Here is a 1733-nt window from a genome sequence, read left to right on the forward strand (position 1 = left end):
CCTGAATTATTCACGGCCAATCTATTTGATTAGCTAAAATGCTTACTTACTCAGTGTTGTAACGATTTTCTCATTTTCACTGATTGGGTGATTAAAATTAATGAAAAAGGAGCCACTCCTTTGTATGATTATAGGTGACCAAACCAAAAACATACAAGGAGGCTCCTCATATGCTCAGTGTAGAGGAAAAGTCATGCCTGTTCAACAAGAAAGTTAAGATCAATTTCACCGGTGGTGCGCTTTCCTCCGACTCCGGGCTGCTTCTGTACCGGGAATTTGACGAAAAGACAGGCTTCAGTCAGCTCGTTCAGGAGGGGCTCAAAGTCAAAGATCCTGTTTTCCACGCGATTCATTCCAACGCGGAGGTGGTGATTCAGAAAATCTACCAGCATTTGGCCGGCTATCACACGGATGATCAGGCGGATGAACTGGGAACCGAGCCCGTATTCACGACCCTTCTTGGGAAAGACCGGCTCGCCTCTCAGCCCACACTTTCCCGGCTCAATCAAAAGGCAGATGAGGAGACGGTTCAGTCACTGGAAGCGATCAATCAGGCCTATCTGGATCACCTTTTTGCCTTGCATCCCCGCGCACAAATGGTCCTTGACGTGGACTCGGCGAATTTTGAAACGGCCGGAAATCAGGAAAAAGCTGCCTACAATGCCCATTACCAGGATACCGGTTTTCATCCACTCTTCCTGTTTGACTCACTCACTGGATACTGTCTGAAAGCCGACCTGCGGTCGGGCAATGTCTACACCTCCCGTGGCGTAGTGGACTTTATCCAGCCTGTGCTCAAGCACTATCGGGCGCTCGTCTCCGGTCAAACCTTGGGCCTTCGCGGGGATAGCGGATTCGCCGTTCCCGGGCTGTATACCCTGTGTGAGAAAAACGATGTTTTTTATGCCATTCGTCTGAAAGCCAATCACAGGCTGAATGAAAAAGCACAGGAATGGGTCGAGCAATATCAAAAGAAACAGGCGATACCGACAGGTGCCCGGGCCGCGTTTTATACCGAATTTCAGTATCAGGCGGCTTCTTGGGACACCGCCCGCCGGGTGGTGGTTAAACTGGAACGACCGGAAGGCGAACTGTTTTTTCACCCCACCTTCATCGTCACGAACATGAGTCTTCCGGCCAAACGTGTCGTCAAGTTCTATCAGAACCGGGGCACGATGGAGAACCTGATCAAGGAGGGTAAAAACGGATTTGCCTTTGACCAGTTGAGTAGCTCACGTTTTGAAGCCAACGCAGCCAAACTGCAGATCCGGGTACTGGCTAGTAATATTCAAGCTGGGTTTCGTCTGCTTTGCCTGCCGAAGGCCCTGAAGGAAAAGGTGCTTCGCATGGATACCGTTCGTCTTCGTCTCATCAAAATTGCCGGGAAGCTGGTCCGTTCTGGCCGCTACCTGATATTCAGGCTCTGCAGCCACTGCCTCTATCAGAAAACATTCTGGCAGACGCTGACTAACATCCGGAGATTGCCGATTCCAAAGTAATATCACCCCGGGAACCTGATAAAATTCAATGGAAACAGGCGGAGACGGGATCAGTCTGCCCACAAGTTGGGCAAAACGTCTCCGGGTCGCTTAAAATACGATCAGGTACGTATGTCAATTGCCGAAACTTTGATGAGCCGATTCATTTTGAATCTGGACGTGTCAAAAATGGCTTGATTTTTCGAGAAATCTCCGCTCAGGAACGGAAAAAACTCGTTCTATGAATAATTCAGG

General features: G+C 49.5%; 1 protein-coding gene. It reads left to right on the forward strand.

The genetic code is table 11. From position 1 onward, the window contains the following. Nucleotides 1-170 precede the first annotated feature (170 nt). Nucleotides 171-1499 carry an IS1380 family transposase gene (locus E4665_RS17980; RefSeq protein ID WP_135350178.1) on the forward strand — a complete coding sequence of 443 codons (1329 nt, stop codon included), beginning with the start codon at nucleotides 171-173 and terminating at the stop codon, nucleotides 1497-1499. The last annotated feature ends 234 nt before the right edge of the window (nucleotides 1500-1733 follow it).

The sequence above is a fragment of the Sporolactobacillus shoreae genome (assembly GCF_004684935.1).
In the GTDB taxonomy this organism is placed as follows: Bacteria; Bacillota; Bacilli; order Bacillales; family Sporolactobacillaceae; genus Sporolactobacillus; species Sporolactobacillus shoreae.

Coding starts and splice junctions, on each gene's coding strand:
- E4665_RS17980 (WP_135350178.1), top strand. CDS start 171: ATGCTCAGTGTAGAGGAAAAGTCATGCCTGTTCAACAAGAAAGTTAAG.